Genomic DNA, 16,828 nt, shown 5'->3' with positions numbered 1-16,828 from the left:
GTGTTTCTTCATTAATTAAATACCCTTCTGGTGCAAATGTTTCTTTATACGTATATTTTCCATATGGTAATTTCTCAAATTTCGCAATTCCTTTTTCATCAGTTTTTCCTTTCACTACTTCCTGCCCTTGTGCATTATAAATCGTAAATTCGGCTCCTGGCAGTTTATTGTTACCGCTTGCAATATCTTCTTTTGTAATTTCAATACTCCCTTTAATTTGTTTATTTACTACTTGTATTGTTCCTATTTCACCTGTTTTCACTTCAATAACTTGAGGCTGTTCCCCTAATACATAACCAGTTGGAGCTTTTACTTCTTTTACAGTGTAAGTTCCTGTAGGAATACTGCTAAGCTCCGCAATTCCATTCGTATCTGTTGTAATTTCCCCTACAGATTCACCATTTGCATTCAATACCTCAAATACAGCTCCTGCTAAAGCTTCATTATTTTCTCCAACTTTGTTCACTTGGAGAGAACCAGCAGCTTCCCAATTCACTGCAAGCTCACCACTAATTTTCTCTTCATTTCGTTCTAATAGTACAGTTGCATTTTGAATTGTATCTGTACCCCGATATGCAATTGCTTGTATTTTTGTAAGGTTGGAAGTGACTTTTAAATTAAACTCACCTGTTTTCGTTACTTTTGGAATTTGAATACGGAATTTTTCCCCAAGGGCAAGTTGATCTTTCACCTCTCCATTTTCATTAACGATCCGCACCCCTTCTGGTGCATTACTTGTAGTAACTTTGAATGTACCGTTTTTAGCATTTGTTTGAACGGTATATAAATTTGTTTCAAAATAGTCACCTTTTAATTCCGCTTTTTGCTTTTCCGCTGGAATTACATTCATAGAAATATCTTGCGTTTCTTGACTATTATTTGCCGCTTTAATCATAGCTTTAGCCGCATTCTCTACATTTTTATTCTCATGCTTTAATTCATTCACATCAAGCTGTCCTAATGCATTCCACACTGCAAGCTGCGTTGCATAATGTGCTTCTTGCCAATTCGATACACCTAACTGTTCTGCACTTTTTTGCGGATAACCATTTAATAACACACGATACACAATATTATCGGTTTTCCCCATTTCAGGTAGATCTTGTCCACTTGGAGATTTGAGACCTAATGTTAAGCAATATGCAATTTGACCGTGAGCTGTTTTGATAACTTCAGTTCTAATATACTTACCTAATTGATTACTATAGCTCCAGTTCATTGCATACTTCTCATGTGACATAACCTCTGCACTTGCTTTCGGTAACATCAAATTAAAAACTAGAGATAATACAGATAATAAAGCTAGTATTCTTACAACATACTTTTTCCCCATACATGAAACCTCCCAATTTAACTCGAAATGCGTATCATTCAAATATTTAGAATAATGGCGACAAATCTATTTTTTATTATAAATTAAAAAATCATAAATTTTAATTTATAATCGTTACATAATTGAGAATTCTTATTGAGAAATTTCGCTTTAAGTACATCTTCCAATAAAGTAAGATACAGAACCTCTTATTGACAAAATAGGAAATGTATTCTTACAACCTAATAAATAGAACATACTTCTTTAAATGAACAAGCAACAACCCCTTCTCCCACAATTCAGTAGAAAACAAAAATTTTTCTATGGATAAGCTCTACCAATAAAATCCTTTATCATCAGTGGAGATAAACTTTTTCATTTATGCTTAATTTAACTTTATAAAATAAAACGGATACATTTTTCAGAATTTACTTTCATTCCCATTTCCCCTTTATTTCTATCACAAACTTCTATAGAATATGTTGATAGGAATTATAAATCTTATACTGAATCGTGGGAAGGATGGGAATCATAAATGTGGAACGAGTTTAAAAAGTTCGCCCTAAAAGGGAATGTCGTTGATTTAGCTGTCGGGGTTGTAATCGGTGGTGCATTTGGTAAAATTGTTACCTCATTAGTAAATGATGTTATTATGCCATTGATCGGAATTTTACTAGGTGGCGTTGATTTCAAAGGGCTATCCTACCCTGTTGGGAACGCAACCTTAAAATACGGTGCGTTCATTCAAACTGTTTTCGACTTCTTTATTATCGCGTTCTCTATCTTCATATTCATTAAGCTATTCAACAAGCTAACATTCAAAAAAGAAGAAGAGAAAAAAGAAGAAGTTCCAGAACCAACAAAAGAAGAAGTACTTCTTGGCGAGATTCGCGACCTATTAAAGCAACAAAACACTTCAAAAGACAACGCGTAATTGAACGGACAAAAGGCATGCCCCTCATAGGACATGCCTTTCTTTATATTTTATAACGTTTCCGAATTCATATGAATGAACAAAATAATACCGGCAACCATTAATACCATAATAGAACCTGCAAATAATGTAATCGCAACAAATACGAAGCTTGTGCTTACATCTACTGAAATACTTTCAATAAAAATAGAAGCTACATACGTGATAAGGGCAATTCCTGCAAGAATACTTCCTGGAACAAAGCGCTTTAAGCCGTTTTGTTTTAACGTCATATATGCAAAAAAAGCAGTCATACAAAGCGTAATTATCCAAAGAACGATCATCTCTTCCCCCCTCACAAGCCTTTTCTTTCTATTATACATGACATTGCGTAGTTATAGGGAAATCGTCTCCTTAATAAAGTGGTATTTCATGAGAAATGTTAAAAACTGAAGCTATCGGTGCAATCTAATTTTTCCTTTTATCCTCATCTTGTCTCATACAAATTTAGACTGACCATTAGAAATAAAGAACGAATCTTTTTTCTATTAATGTCATGTGAAATCCATATAAACACAGTACTTTTTAGACAGGCCTGAACCAATGTACAAGCAATTTTACTAAATATCCATATACTTTTATTACATGTGAACAGAAAAGAGGTGAACTATAACATGGCAATTCTTACAGTTGTACCTGGGACAAATGCCATTCAAAATGCAGTAAATACCGCAACCTCAGGTGATGTCATTCTTGTGAAGGATGGCGTCTATAATGAAAGCGTAACGATTAATAACACTAAAAATAATATTCGTATTGTTGCTGAGAGAAACAGAGCATTCCTAAACGGAGATAACACTCTTTCAACAGCCTTTACTCTAACTAGCGGGGTAACAGGAGTTGAAATTAATGGATTTAATATTTCTAGATACATGGAGGATGGCATTGAAATAAATGGTAGTTTCAATCTAATTACACGCAATACTATCACAAATGTTAACGGAGATGGGATTGACATCGAGTCTGGAAATGGCAACTTAATTTTGGGCAATACAATTCAAAATATAGGTGACAATACTGCATCTAGCGGCATCGAAATAAGTGCTGATTCTAACTGGTTTGTTAACAATACAGTACGTGGGAACTTTAATAGAGGAATAGCTGTTTTTTCTAACTCTAATGGTGTGATTGGTAACCAGATCTTTAACAACAACGGTACTGGTATTCAAGTAAATAATGATTTCAATATTATTGAACGTAACACAGTTAGAGGAAACCGAAACAATGGGCTTGTTCTTTCCATTGGAGCAAATGATAACTTTATCTTTAGAAACACCATTTCGAATAACAGACCAAATAACATTTTAAATAACGGCATCGACAACAACTTCTTGCAAAATAATTCTTCTAATCACAATGAGAATGATTGTTTTGGTTAATTTTGTCCAAAGTAGTGCTGTTATTTCTCTTTATATAATCTGGATTTTCTAAACAAGGGCCTCTTTAGTCACAGGGCTGAAGGGGCTTTGCCATATAGCGAAGCTTCATTTCGAACAGCAAATAATGAAAATGAATATTTTATTATCTACTATTACCATTACGATATACATATATTTTGTAAAAGAAAAACTCACAGCACCACGCTGTGAGTTTTTCCTATTCTTACTTCGTTGAATCTCTAAATTGGATACGGTGAGGTAAGATAACTGTATGATCTTCTACTTTTTCTTTGTTCATATACTTTGTAAGTAAACGCATTGCTACTGCACCGATGTCATACATTGGTTGTACAACTGTGGAAAGCTGCGGGCGTACCATTAATGCAAGACGTGTGTTGTCAAAGCCAAGTACTTCTACGTCTTCTGGTACATTTAATCCAGCGTCTTGTGCTGCGTGGATAACGCCTAGTGCCATTTCATCTGAAGAAACAAAGATTGCTGTTGGTTTTTCATCAAGTTCCCAAAGCTTCTCAAATGCTTCTAAACCTGAATCGTATGTGTAATCTCCATCAATAACAAGATTTTCATCATAAGCGATACCAGCTTCTTCTAAAGCTTTTTTATAACCTTGTAATTTCTTTGCGCTTCCAGCTTTGTCAATGTAAGGACCTGATACGAAACCGATACGTTTATGGCCTTGCTCTAAGAAGTGTTTCATCGCATCATAAGCCGCTTGTATATAATCAATATTTACTGATGATGTTTCATTCTCCTCATCAAATGATGCTGCTAATACGATTGGTACTGGAGACTTTTTAAACTCTTCTACATGCGTATCTGTAATATCTTCACCCATGAATACAATACCGTCCACTTGTTTACCAAGCATTGTATTTAATAAATGGAACTCTTTTTCTCTATTTTGGTCAGAGTTACTTAAAATGATGTTATATTTGTACATTGTTGCGATATCTTCGATTCCACGTGCCAGTTCTGCATAAAATGTATTAGAGATATCTGGAATAATAACACCTACTGTTGTTGTCTTTTTACTTGCTAGTCCACGTGCTACCGCATTTGGGCGGTACCCTAATCGATCAATTGCTTCTAATACTTTCTTTCTTGTTGTAGGCTTTACATTCGGATTACCGTTCACAACGCGTGATACAGTTGCCATTGAAACGTTTGCTTCGCGCGCTACGTCATAGATTGTTACGTTCATCTCTTCCGCACACTCCTTCTATATTATGTTATCTATCTTTATGTATCGGTTCACTTAAATGAAAAAAAGACATCAACTCTACTTGAAGATGTCACTCCCGAGTCCTTTTACTAATGATACGATAAAAATGCAGGCTCATACAATATTTTCCCGCAAAAGTTTCGAAAAAATTCGCTTCTTTTCTCCTATTTTCGTATTTTTCATGTGAAAAAGGTCAATTTCCGCGAAAAAGTCTATGCAACAAGTGTCGCATAGACCTTAAAATCCATTTTAATTATCTACCGCGAAATGCTTTTAATTCTTTCATAAACTCATTGAATTCTGGAATATCCATCTGTTGTGCTGAATCTGATAACGCAACAGCCGGGTCTGGATGTACTTCAGCCATAACCGCATCAGCACCGATTGCCATCGCTGCTTTTGCAGTCGGTAAAAGAAGGTCACGTCGTCCTGTAGAGTGCGTTACATCGACTACAACAGGTAAATGTGTCTCTTTCTTCAAGATCGGCACAGCGGAAATATCTAGCGTATTACGTGTTGCCTTTTCATACGTCCTAATGCCACGCTCGCATAAAATAATATCCCCGTTACCTTGTGCGATAATATATTCTGCTGCATAGATAAACTCTTCAATCGTTGCTGATAAACCACGTTTTAATAATACTGGTTTTTTCACCGATCCAGCCGCTTTCAAGAGTTCGAAGTTTTGCATATTACGAGCGCCAATTTGAATCACATCAACATAATCTAATGCCATTTCAATATCATTCGGATTTAAAATTTCACTAATAACCGCTAAATCATACTCATCTGCCACTTGGCGTAATATCTTCAAGCCTTCTAAGCCAAGACCTTGGAAATCATAAGGTGATGTACGGGGTTTAAACGCACCGCCGCGCATCAGTTTTAAACCTTGTTCTTTCATCGCTTCTGCCACTTGGCGAACTTGTTCATAACTTTCTACCGCACATGGTCCCATAATAAAGTGAGGATTGCCGTCACCAATTTTTTCACCTTTTATATCGACAATTGTATCCTCTTGTTTCTTCTTACGAGAAACAAGCAGTGCCTTGCGATGATCATCTTCTTGTAACTCTAGGCTTGTTTGAAAAATTTGTTTAAAAATATGTTGAAGAGTCGATGTTTCAAATGGTCCATCGTTATTCTCTGCAATTAAGTCAAGCATACTTCTTTCACGTACAGGATCAAATCGCTTTACACCTTGCACTTCTTTCAATTTACCGACCTCTTGAACAAGACGACCTCTTTCATTTAGTAATTCTAAAATTTGCAGGTTCATTTGATCGATTTGAGAACGTAAATGATCTAATTCTTGTGATGCCATAAGAAAGCCACCTCTTTCAAGTTATATATGAAGATTACCTTATTATCATGGTTAAGATAATTTATTATATCCGATAGGTGTCAGGTTGTCACATGATATACTTAGCTTAAAAAAACTAAAAAAAAGGAAGACTATGAAGTTTTAACTCAATAACAGCAAAAAATATCCATAGCCATCAAGTTAAAACTCTATAGCTCCCAAAAAACTAAAAGTTATTGATACTTTACATATTAATAAAAACGAAGTGAAGCGCATACCCCTTATTAACTACTCTTTCTATTCCATTGGAAGGGCGACCCAATGTCCTTCAGACACCTCAACGAGCTTGGATTTCCGTAAAGAATATTTATCCTCTTCATTTGTTTCTTCTATTAGTATTCTTTTTTTCTTCGATTCAATTTTAGGATCCGGAATTGGTATTGCAGACAGCAAAGATTTCGTATATTCATGTTGTGGATTCGTATAAAGCTCTTCGCTTTCAGCAATCTCCACAATTTTCCCAGCATACATCACAGCCACTCGATCACTAATGTGCTTCACCATTGAAAGGTCGTGCGCAATAAATAAATACGTCAGCCCTAATCGATTCTGCAGTTCCTCTAATAACTTTACAATTTGGGATTGGATAGATACATCAAGTGCAGACAATGGTTCATCGCATACGATGAACTTCGGTTCTACTGCAAGTGCACGTGCAATTCCAATACGTTGACGCTGTCCACCAGAGAACTCATGTGGATAACGCATTGTATATGCAGGATCAAGTCCGACCATATCAAGCAATTCTTCAACTCTTCTTGTCCTTTCTTTTTTACTCCCACTCAATCGATGCACATCTAATACCTCACCGATAATATCAATAACTTTAAAACGAGGATTTAGAGATGCATAAGGATCTTGAAAAATCATCTGCATATGCCGACGCATCATTTTCATTTCACTCTTTGAAAAACGATTCACTGCCATTCCTTTATATAATACATCTCCAGCTGTTGGTTCATGAAGACGTAATATCGCACGTCCTGTCGTGGACTTTCCCGAACCAGACTCTCCCACAAATCCTAAGGTCTCACCTTCCCGAATCTGAAAACTAATATCATCTACTGCTTTTAAAACATTCCCTTTTCCTAAATCAAAATATTGCTTTAACGATTTCACTTCAACTAAAGGCTTATCAAAAGGCTTACTATGTACAAATTTCGTTTTCTTTTTTTCATGTAGACGCGGCAATGCATGGAGGAGCTTTAATGTATACGGATGCTTGGCACTTTCAAAAATTTCTTCTGTCGTTCCAGTCTCTACAATCTCTCCATCTTTCATGACAGCGACTCGATCACACATACTAGCAACAACTCCTAAATCATGTGTAATCAATATAATTGAAATTCCAAAACGCCCTTGAATGTCTCTCATTACATTCAAAATTTGCGCTTGAATCGTTACATCAAGTGCTGTAGTCGGTTCATCAGCAATTAATAAAGTAGGACGACAAGCTAGTGCCATCGCAATCATAACACGTTGCCGCATTCCTCCAGAAAACTCATGTGAATATTGATTATAACGTATTTCACTGCTTCTAATACCTACAAGTTCAAGCATTTCAATTGCTTGTTCCTTAGCCTCTTTTTTAGACAAATCTTGATGTTTCATCAAAGTTTCTGATATTTGTTTCCCAATTCGAATAGTTGGATTAAGAGAAGTCATTGGATCTTGAAAAATCATACCAATTTCCTTACCACGTATACTTTCCATTTCCTTCTCTGTCTTATAAGCAAGATTTTCTCCTAAAAAGATAACCTCTCCTTCTTTCATATCAGAAGTAGTTGGTGGAAGAAGGCGCATAATAGAACGAGCCGTTACACTTTTACCACTTCCTGATTCGCCTACTATTCCTAATGTCTCTCCCTTCTTCACCTCAAAATCCACACCTCGAACAGCCTCAAATTCTTGATCTCTTGACTGAAAAGACACACGTAAATTTCTAACTTCCAAAATAGATTCCAAGTCTCCAACCTCCCTTTTATTGTTTGTTTTTTGAATAATCCGAATATTGACTTTTTAAAACTATTAAAATAAAATATACTATACACATCGGAATAATTCAATTTACTTTTTTAAGAAGGAGGTTCAATCCATTGGAAATAACTCGAGTTAAAAAAGAACAGAACGGCTATAGAGGGTCCCCTCTATCGGATATCATTAGCCGTACTTATGGGAAAATGCAGCTACGTCCCTCATACAAATATTTACTCCTTATACTTGGCTTACCAGTTAACATCGCTGTCTTGTTTATCTACATATATAGAAAAAGGGGCGATTCCTATTTCTCTATTTTGGAAGAAACAAAGAACTCTTTGATTGAATCTGGATACCGTGAAAATGTAAGACATGAGTTATTAGATCAAGCCCTACGGAAACAGGAGTTTTTTGGCCAAAAGGTAAGTATGCAGAAAATTAACCAACTGGTAGAAAAATGGACAGAAAAACAATTTCACAAAACTGTGATTGAAAAAACAAATCAAGTCCTTGAACAACAAGGTAAACAAAGAATAACATTTGAAAATACTTTTCAATCTCTTATCTCATATCCAATTTTTTTAACTTTATCATTTATCCCAGGTTTATTTATGTACATATTCATTCTTCTCTATAGTAATTCCTATCTAAAATATATTTTTGAGAGACTAATTATGAGTGTGTTTGTAATTTTTGGAGTCTCTATTCTTGTGTTTACCATTTTATATTTGTCACCTTTTGATCCAGCATCAAACATCCTCGGCGAAACAGCAACAAAAGAACAGATTCATGCATTTAATCATCTGTATGGCCTTGATCAGTCATATTTTCAACAGCTATGGAATACTCTTAAAGGCATTGCAACTTTCGACCTAGGTATATCTTTCTCAGGTAATGAAGAAGTGATTGCAAGTATAGCAAAAAAATTTCCTATAACACTTACACTAGCCGTTATCTCATTACTCATGGCTATCATGATTGCAATCCCAATCGGTATTATTTCAGCGACAAAACCTAATTCATTTTTCGACTATACTTTTATGTTCATCGCTCTTATTGGATTATCTATTCCAAATTTTTGGCAAGGTCTCATATTTATTTTGAATTTCTCTATTAAATTACATTGGTTACCAGCAACATTTAACCCTGAAAATTGGCTATCTATCATTATGCCAGTCATTGTGCTAGGAACTGGACTTACAGCCTCTATTGCCAGAATGACACGCTCATCAACGCTCGAAGTGGTTCATGAAGATTACATTATAACAGCTAAAGCTAAAGGGTTGAGTCAAAATTATATTCTTTGGAAACACGCTATTGGCAACGCCATGATTCCAATTATTACTGTCATCGGCCTGCTATTCGGGGGAATGCTTGGCGGCGCTGCGGTTACCGAAAAAGTATTCAATATAAATGGTATTGGAAGTTACATTGTTGATAAGCAGTTTATCCCTGATATTCCAAGTATTATGGGCGGGGTTATTTATGTAGCTATTACAATTTCCTTAGTTAATGTATTTATTGACATCTTGTATGCATTCTTTGATCCTCGTATCCGTTCGAAAATGAAACAATATTAAAGAAGGTGTATTTATGCTCAAGACCATAAAATCAATAAAAAATCATCAAAAGGCACAAATTCTACATTCTCTCCCAGAATACACACAAGCTAGTTTCGCAGGCATTCTATCTTTCGCACTCACTTTTATTCTAGGCCTAAATATTTATGACTTTATCCAACAAACATTAAATATATATATATTCGGTACGTTTATCGCCTACATTCTATTTACATGCTTACAATTTATTATCACACTTAAAGTTAAGCATGATCTTCTTAATTTAGGCTATGTACAAAATAAGACGAGGATACTGGGCTACATACAACTTTTTAGTATTTTCGTCGGTAATATCTTTATTACTATTGCTGCATTCCATTTAATAAAAAAACAAAAAACACTTGAATATACATTCGCTGTATACATGTTTCTTACACAGCTCTTTATTATTGTGTTATCAGCACTTAACTTGTTTAAACCTTATGTTGCGGATACATTTCTTTCATCGATGTTTACACTACTCTTAGTCTTAATATTCCAACTAATCATACTTTTACTAGTAGCAAAGTATGTACAAAATAATAAACTAGCACCTTGGTTCACCTACATAGCCATTCCTCTTTTACTTACAGCTATAACAGGTAACCTTTTCGCTCTATTACTTGGGATAAATTTGATTATGAAAATTTACAGTAGCGATAAATCTAGAATCATGCAATGGGATAGTATTTGGAAAAAAATCACGCAGAATACGACAGCTATGTTAGGACTTTTCTTTATCGTTTTTATATTTTCTATTTCTATATGTAGCTATTTAACATTCGACTATGGTATGGCTGTCGAAAATAATTACAACGTCATTCTTCAGGCACCGAGTCTTGCTTATCCATTCGGAACAGATGATTTCGGAAGAGATTTGTTTTCCAGAATTGTATTTGGGGCTCGTATTTCACTAGTTGTCGGTTTATTCTCTACAATCATTCCTGTAGTTATTGGCGGTATTTTAGGAGCACTATCCGGCTATTACGGTCATCGTACAGACAATATTATTATGAGACTTCTAGATATCTTATATGCAATTCCAGGTATTCTATTAGCAATCGCAATAATCGCTGCTTTTGGGGCTAATACAACAAATTTAATTGTAGCACTCAGCATAGGCTCCATCCCAACATACGCCCGCACGATGCGAGCAAATGTAATGATGGTATCAAATTATGAATATGTACTTTCCGCACGTGCATACGGATTAAATAATTTTTCTATTATTTTTAAGCATATTGTCCCTAACTCACTTGCACCAATGATTGTTAAATCGACCCTTACAATTGGTGGAGCAGTCATTGCTACAAGCAGCTTAAGCTACCTAGGATTAGGCGTCGAACCACACATACCAGAGTGGGGGAACATTTTAAAGATTGGAAGTACGTACCTTGAATCTCATTCCTATTTGGCAATATATCCAGGTCTTGCCATCATTGCTCTTGTCTTATCCTTCAACTTTTTAGGAGATGGCTTGAGAGATGCACTAGATCCAAAATTAGATTAAATCTATCTTATACTTTGAGGAGGAATTTATTATGAAAAAAGTTTTAACTTCTCTCCTGCTAACATCTGTATTGTTAATAGGAGGATGCTCTGTAAATACAAAATCAGAAGTGGCAGAAAAAGAAAAGAAGAAAACTAACGTAGTCGATGATAAAAATCCAGTGGAAATCGAAATTCTTGGCCAAAGTGGCAGTGAAACTGACATTAATATTGTTCGAGATCAACTTACCAAAAATGGATTCAAAGTGAAATTAAACATCCAACCCGATTATGGAAGTTTCAAAGCACAGCAAAATGCGGGTAACTATGATGTTGCGTTATCTAGTTGGACTACAGTTACCGGTAATCCTGATTACGCAGTACGTTCCTTATTCAAAACAGGTGGAGACTACAGTATACTGGCTGATACAGAAATCGATAAACTAATCGATAAAGCGAGCACACAGACTCCAAAAGAATATGTAAATACGTACAAACAATTAGAACAACGTCTTGTATTTAATAAAGCCTATATTGTACCGCTTTACACATCATTGAAAACACAAGCTATCAATAAAGATATTTTAAATAAGGATTCAGTAAGATTGGCGAAATCTCGTGCTCTCGTATGGGAATCAATTGATTTCAAAGACACTAGTAAACGTGAAACAGCACCTCTTGTTCTTACGCAAACTGCTTCAACATTAACATCACTTGATCCTATTAAAGGTAATGATGGCTCTATTAATATGATCAATACAAATATGTATGTTCGACTTATCAACCTTACAGATAATGACAAAATTACATCAGAGGGTTCTTTATCTCATAACTACAGTATGGCGGAAGGGAATTCAGAATACTACTTCCTACTTAGAGATGATATAAATTTCTCAAAAATCTCGAATAAAAAGGCAGAAGATACTGGTGAACGTGTAGGAGCTGATGATGTGATTTTCTCACTGAATCGAGCAAAAGATAAAAAATCTGTTCCCGATCACCGCACATATAGTTTACATGAACATATTCAAAATGCAGAAATTGTTACAGACCTCAGCACACTCGATAAAGTGAAACAATCTGGTAATAGTAAATCAGTGAGAGAAGAACTTGAAAAGGGATTAACTGCAAAAATTTCAGAGCTCGTAACTGACAAAAAACAAGCAAATAACAAGGAAGGGAAATATCAAGTTGTGAAACTTACAACTACAACACCTTTTCCACAAGTATTAAACTATTTAGCTCACCAATCTGCAGGTATTGTTTCTAAAAAACAAGTAGAGAGTATCAATACTTATGATGTAGCTTCATTTGATGTAAATAAAGACATTCCTTACGGTGATCAAAATACAGTTGCAGATGGAAATAAATACAATAACACGCTGTATGCAAGCGGTCCATATATTCTTTCGTATAAGAATGATTACGAAGCAATTTTCCAAAAGAACCCCAATTATTTAAAAGGAACGAAGCATGAACCGAAAATTTCAAATGTAACACTTCGATTCATTAAGGACACAGATAGTGCACTTTCTGCGTTACGCAACAATGAGATTTATTTGTATTCCGGTGTTCCAGAAACAAAACATGATCTTATCAAAAGTGATAACAAATTAGCACTACAAAATATTGAGAGCAATGGTGTAAGCTATCTACTATTTAACACAGCAAATCGCGAAGTTTCAAAAAGTGAAGACTTACGAAAAGCTATTCTTTACTCTATCAATCAAGATGAAATCTTAAGTTTCTATCAAAACAAAAAAATTAAAGCTATTTCTACCGTTAGCCCAATTGTAAAAACAGGAAATGAGCTGAAAGCTGATTCAGACAAAGCACAAAAATTCTTAAATAACTATAAAGCACACAAAAAATAAGAAAAATAAAAAGAGAGTGAACTTAAAGAAAATCTTTTAGTTCACTCTCTCTTTTATTTAATGTTCTCTTCTAAAGTTTGCTTCTTGATATTCCAATGCGATGTATGCCATACCGCCATACCATCTTTTATGTATAGCACTTGCGGTGATTCATGTTTAATACCAAAGTGCTCTGCCATACGATTCGAAACCTCTCTTGCATCTTGCACGTATAAATAATAAGCAGGTGCTTCTTTTGCCTCCTGACAATATGCTTCAAACTCTGCGTATGCCCCTTGGCTAATTGGGCATGTTGTACTATGTTTAAAAAGAATATATGGTTCCGCTGTTTCTAATAATGCGTCAAACTCTTCAATTGTTTCAATCTTCGTCATGCTCACGTTATTCACCCCTCATACGAATTGGAAGTCTAGAGCGCTTCTCTTTTTTCTCTGCCTTCTCTAATTTCTTCTCGGCCTTTTCTAGCTTTTTCTCTTGTCTACTCGTGCGATAATGATTGTACACTTCAATCGCTGCACTACTCCATTGTACGACTTGCGCTACTTTGTCTGCATTATTTTCGATTTCATTTGTTACAGAATCCGATACATTGCGCAGTTTCGTATTTAAAGAATGAATTGTTGTTCCGATTCCATTTACGCCTTCTACTACTTTATTTAATGACTGAGATTTTTGCTGAATATCATCAGCTAATGCATTCGTCTTATGTAATAACTGCTCTGCCTCTACGCTTATCCCTTGCATTTGCTTCTCTAAACCTTCTAATGTACTTGCAACATTTTCTAACGTCTTCTGCAATGATAATAATGTTCTACATGTATATATCACTAAAATTGCAAAAGCAATGGCAGCTATAGCTGCACTTACGTATAAAAGAATTTGCATTTCATCACTTCCTTTATCTTTTTAATACTTTCTCCTATTATACAATCATTTTCCGTTTCGTTCTAATCCTTATGAGGACGCAAGAATTTTCATACTTGTTCGTCAACTGTAACATAAATCATTAAACAAATACCACCAATTAGGGTACAATAAGAAAGGATACATAATTAGTAGGGAGGCTTTTACATATGAAAGACCCACGTATTGAAACTTTAGCACATAATTTAATTAACTATTCCATCCGTTTACAAAAAGGTGAAAAAGTATTAATTGAAAACTTTGGCTTACAAAAAGAACTTGTAACTGCACTTGTAAAAGAAGCATATGCAGCTGGTGGTTTCCCGTTCGTCTCATTAAAAGATCATCAAGTTGACCGCTCTTTATTGATGGGGGCTACTGAAGAACATTTCGAGCAAATCGCTGCGTATGAAGCAAGCGTAATGAAGGATATGGATGCTTACATCGGTCTACGCTCTGGCGATAACATTAACGAACAAGCTGATGTTCCAAGTGAACGCATGAAAATCCACGGTCAAACTGTTGGTAAAAAAGTTCATAGAGACATCCGTGTTCCAAAAACACGCTGGGTTGTGCTTCGCTACCCAAATGCATCTATGGCACAGCTTGCAAAAATGAGCACAGAAGCATTTGAAGACTTCTACTTCGAAGTATGTAACTTAGATTACGGTAAAATGGACAAAGCAATGGACAACCTTGTTGAACTCATGAATAAAACAGATAAAGTTCGCCTAGTTGGCCCTGGAACTGACTTAACATTCTCTATTAAAGACATTCCAGCTATTAAGTGCTCTGGTCATTTAAATATTCCAGATGGTGAAGTATACTCTGCACCAGTTCGCGATTCTGTTAATGGTACAGTTTCTTACAACACACCATCACCATATAACGGCTATACATTTGAAAATGTACAACTGACATTTAAAGATGGAAAAATCGTTGAAGCAACTGCAAACGATTCAGAACGCATTAACCAAATCTTCGATACAGACGAAGGCGCACGTTACGTTGGTGAGTTTGCAATCGGTGTAAACCCGTATATCTTACATCCAATGGGCGACATCCTATTTGATGAAAAAATCGACGGCAGCTTCCACTTCACTCCTGGACAAGCTTACGACGATGCATGGAACGGCAACAACTCTAACATCCACTGGGATTTAGTATGCATCCAACGCCCTGAATACGGCGGCGGCGAAATTTACTTCGATGACGTATTGATTCGTAAAGATGGACGATTTGTTATATCTGAATTAGAAGCGTTGAATCCTGAGAATTTAAAATAAAACAAAGAAGAGCTCTCCTTCTAAATAGGAGGGCTCTTCTTGTATTTCTCCACTCTCTTTTCCTTCGGTCGAGTCTGACGAGCATGATAATAAAACAAAAGTACAACTGCTAAAATGCCTACACCTATCGATACATACAACGGCCATCCCCAGCGAACATATCCCCTAACACAAACGACCAGTACCATCAATAATTCAAAACAAAATAACAGTCTGAAATGTTTCATTGCTCACCCCAGTTATGCTTTCATATCTATCTTCACATACGGATTTGCTTCTTGAATAAGCAGCAACAGCTTTTCCTTATTTCGCGGCATGGCAATCATATGCACTTTATATTGATTCGTTGTCAGTTCGAGGGATTTTCCAACTTGGCGAACAACTCTCACATCAGATAGGACAATATCATCATTTAATATCCCGTACTTAAGTACACCATTTTCTACGGTGTGCTTTTTAATAAATACATCCCAAACAAGCGGTACATTTACAATAAGACAAATTGCCATCCCAATCAGTGCTGATCCCCAGTTTTCCTTATTCATCATGAGCATCACAATTGGCCAAACAACCATGAAAATCAACATTCCACTTACAAAAATCATAATGGGTGTACTTCTTTGAATAGGAAAGTTCATACTATCACCTCTTAACCAAATTATACCATTACCAATAATAAAAAAACTAGAGACACTTTTACCTCCAGTTTTCACAAACTATGAAACTCCTTATTCAGCCGTATTCTTTAGTGATTCTTCCACTCTGAAGCTAGTAAACTGTATACAGCAAGATCATGAAAATGGTCGTATAGCCATTCTTCCTCACGCAGAATCCCGTCTAAGCGAAAACCAAGACGCTCTGGAATCGCACGACTTTTCTGATTCTCTAATCCGCAACGTATTTCTATTTTATTCAAATTTAATTCTTCAAACGCATAATGTAGCACCGCTTTTACACTTCGCGTCATAATTCCTTTTCCGCCCGCTTCTTCTGCAAGGTAATATCCAAGACTCGTTGCTTTCTTTCCCCAATTTACTTCATGAATACCTACCATCCCAACAAGCTTTCCTTTATAACGGATACCTGTTTCAAAACCATTTCCATCTGCAAATTTCTTCAGCCACATTGGAAAAATTTCATCATATGCATCAGCTGATTTTGTTCCATCAACCCATGGAAGCCATTCTCTTAAATGTTCCCTATTTTCATCTATCAATTGATACAACTCTTCTTTATGATGCTTTTCTAATAATTGGAGTTCGATTTCATCATCTACTCGAAGTGTGAACATTTTCTCTATCTCCCTTTATTTTTTCTTATTATTCTAACATTTCATCATAAAAATAGTAACAAAAACACTATAAAAAGAACCTGCATCACCAACATATCAGCGTTTTTCGAAATATATCGGCCATCCGACAGCGTTCGATAC

General features: G+C 35.6%; 16 protein-coding genes. 6 read left to right on the top strand and 10 right to left on the bottom strand.

What is annotated here, in order from left to right; all coding sequences use genetic code 11:
• A partial coding sequence (locus HRG09_RS07680) for an MSCRAMM family protein (RefSeq protein WP_174100221.1) occupies nt 1-1,333 on the bottom strand: 1,333 nt, incomplete at its 3' end.
• Between the two features lie 514 nt (nt 1,334-1,847).
• Between HRG09_RS07680 and mscL the strand changes: the two genes are divergently transcribed.
• The gene (gene mscL / locus HRG09_RS07675) at nt 1,848-2,246 is read left to right on the top strand and encodes a large conductance mechanosensitive channel protein MscL (RefSeq protein ID WP_174100220.1); all 399 of its coding nucleotides are present in this window, start codon (nt 1,848-1,850) and stop codon (nt 2,244-2,246) included.
• 50 nt (nt 2,247-2,296) lie between these two features.
• On the opposite strand, the gene HRG09_RS07670 is transcribed toward mscL, so the two are convergent.
• Nucleotides 2,297-2,569: a DUF3917 domain-containing protein gene (locus HRG09_RS07670; RefSeq protein ID WP_174100219.1), complete on the bottom strand. Its 273-nt coding sequence runs from the start codon at nt 2,567-2,569 to the stop codon at nt 2,297-2,299.
• A gap of 330 nt (nt 2,570-2,899) precedes the next feature.
• On the opposite strand from HRG09_RS07670, the gene HRG09_RS07665 reads away from it, so the two are divergent.
• Nucleotides 2,900-3,664 (top strand): right-handed parallel beta-helix repeat-containing protein, encoded by a 765-nt coding sequence (locus HRG09_RS07665; RefSeq protein ID WP_174100218.1) that lies wholly within the window; start codon nt 2,900-2,902, stop codon nt 3,662-3,664.
• A 223-nt stretch (nt 3,665-3,887) separates the two neighbouring features.
• Here the strand turns inward: HRG09_RS07665 and ccpA are convergent, their stop codons facing one another.
• The 3 genes from ccpA to HRG09_RS07650 form a co-directional block, all read right to left on the bottom strand.
• Nucleotides 3,888-4,886 carry a catabolite control protein A gene (ccpA, locus tag HRG09_RS07660; protein WP_174100217.1) on the bottom strand — a complete coding sequence of 333 codons (999 nt, stop codon included), beginning with the start codon at nt 4,884-4,886 and terminating at the stop codon, nt 3,888-3,890.
• A 274-nt stretch (nt 4,887-5,160) separates the two neighbouring features.
• Entirely contained in the window at nt 5,161-6,231 is a 1,071-nt protein-coding gene (locus HRG09_RS07655) for a bifunctional 3-deoxy-7-phosphoheptulonate synthase/chorismate mutase (RefSeq protein WP_174100216.1), read from the bottom strand.
• Between the two features lie 276 nt (nt 6,232-6,507).
• A complete protein-coding gene (locus HRG09_RS07650; protein WP_174100215.1) occupies nt 6,508-8,235 on the bottom strand; it encodes an ABC transporter ATP-binding protein in 1,728 nt (575 codons plus the stop codon).
• 215 nt (nt 8,236-8,450) lie between these two features.
• Between HRG09_RS07650 and HRG09_RS07645 the strand changes: the two genes are divergently transcribed.
• The 3 genes from HRG09_RS07645 to HRG09_RS07635 are packed head-to-tail and all read left to right on the top strand — an operon-like array spanning nt 8,451 to nt 13,207.
• Nucleotides 8,451-9,827, top strand: a complete 1,377-nt coding sequence (locus tag HRG09_RS07645) for an ABC transporter permease (RefSeq protein ID WP_174100231.1) — start codon at nt 8,451-8,453, stop codon at nt 9,825-9,827.
• A gap of 13 nt (nt 9,828-9,840) precedes the next feature.
• A complete protein-coding gene (locus tag HRG09_RS07640) occupies nt 9,841-11,355 on the top strand; it encodes an ABC transporter permease (RefSeq protein ID WP_174100214.1) in 1,515 nt (504 codons plus the stop codon).
• Between the two features lie 31 nt (nt 11,356-11,386).
• On the top strand, nt 11,387-13,207 hold the full coding sequence (locus HRG09_RS07635) for an ABC transporter substrate-binding protein (RefSeq protein ID WP_174100213.1): 1,821 nt from the start codon (nt 11,387-11,389) through the stop codon (nt 13,205-13,207).
• Between the two features lie 53 nt (nt 13,208-13,260).
• Here HRG09_RS07635 and ytxJ read toward each other — a convergent pair whose 3' ends face one another.
• Together ytxJ and HRG09_RS07625 are read right to left on the bottom strand one after the other, a co-directional pair.
• Nucleotides 13,261-13,587: a bacillithiol system redox-active protein YtxJ gene (gene ytxJ, locus HRG09_RS07630; RefSeq protein WP_174100212.1), complete on the bottom strand. Its 327-nt coding sequence runs from the start codon at nt 13,585-13,587 to the stop codon at nt 13,261-13,263.
• A gap of 1 nt (nt 13,588) precedes the next feature.
• Nucleotides 13,589-14,092, bottom strand: a complete 504-nt coding sequence (locus tag HRG09_RS07625) for a DUF948 domain-containing protein (RefSeq protein WP_174100211.1) — start codon at nt 14,090-14,092, stop codon at nt 13,589-13,591.
• A 188-nt stretch (nt 14,093-14,280) separates the two neighbouring features.
• Between HRG09_RS07625 and HRG09_RS07620 the strand changes: the two genes are divergently transcribed.
• Nucleotides 14,281-15,396, top strand: coding sequence for an aminopeptidase (locus HRG09_RS07620; RefSeq protein WP_174100210.1), 1,116 nt, complete (start codon nt 14,281-14,283; stop codon nt 15,394-15,396).
• 20 nt (nt 15,397-15,416) lie between these two features.
• On the opposite strand, the gene HRG09_RS07615 is transcribed toward HRG09_RS07620, so the two are convergent.
• From HRG09_RS07615 to HRG09_RS07605, 3 genes are all read right to left on the bottom strand, one after another.
• Nucleotides 15,417-15,623: an ATP synthase subunit I gene (locus HRG09_RS07615; protein WP_174100209.1), complete on the bottom strand. Its 207-nt coding sequence runs from the start codon at nt 15,621-15,623 to the stop codon at nt 15,417-15,419.
• Nucleotides 15,624-15,635: 12 nt separating this feature from the next.
• Nucleotides 15,636-16,034, bottom strand: coding sequence for a PH domain-containing protein (locus tag HRG09_RS07610; protein ID WP_174100208.1), 399 nt, complete (start codon nt 16,032-16,034; stop codon nt 15,636-15,638).
• Nucleotides 16,035-16,141: 107 nt separating this feature from the next.
• Complete coding sequence (locus HRG09_RS07605; protein WP_174100207.1) at nt 16,142-16,687, bottom strand: GNAT family N-acetyltransferase; 546 nt, start codon at nt 16,685-16,687, stop codon at nt 16,142-16,144.
• Nucleotides 16,688-16,828: the final 141 nt, after the last annotated feature.

This window comes from Bacillus sp. Xin1, from assembly GCF_013314535.1.
In the GTDB taxonomy this organism is placed as follows: Bacteria; Bacillota; Bacilli; order Bacillales; family Bacillaceae_G; genus Bacillus_A.
Note: the sequence above shows the minus strand (reverse complement) of the source record. Positions and strands in the feature narration are given on the sequence as shown.